Origin of the sequence: Pontibacter sp. JAM-7, from assembly GCF_048548695.2 — a bacterium.
In the GTDB taxonomy this organism is placed as follows: Bacteria; Pseudomonadota; Gammaproteobacteria; order Pseudomonadales; family Balneatricaceae; genus Neptuniibacter.
Genome location: NZ_JBLYIF020000049.1, coordinates 1 through 254, shown reverse-complemented (window position 1 = coordinate 254; position 254 = coordinate 1). Strand labels below are relative to the sequence as shown.

Below are 254 nucleotides of genomic sequence, written 5' to 3'. Positions count from 1 at the left end.
CTGCCAACCAGGAATCGGTTTATTCACTACACCCTGCCCACGCTCCTCACGCCATTCGCGCATATCCGTAATGTCGATGAGCGCACCGTCAGTCACGGCCTGCACGGTTTCACGCTGACTTCCGGCACGGCGATGCATACAGGTGGTGATCTGCAAAGGACCGGCCGAAAAATGGTGCTCGGCAAACAGCATTTCGCCAGCGTCATTAGTCAGTAGCGTACCGCCATCCAGAGAGGCTTTACCGCCCGACAACC

Annotated in this window: 1 protein-coding gene; it reads right to left on the bottom strand. The window is 57.5% G+C overall.

All coding sequences use genetic code 11. The features are described 5' to 3' along the window. Positions 1-254: hypothetical protein (locus ACFVYJ_RS13835; RefSeq protein ID WP_463255444.1), on the bottom strand; the 254-nt coding region annotated here is incomplete at both ends.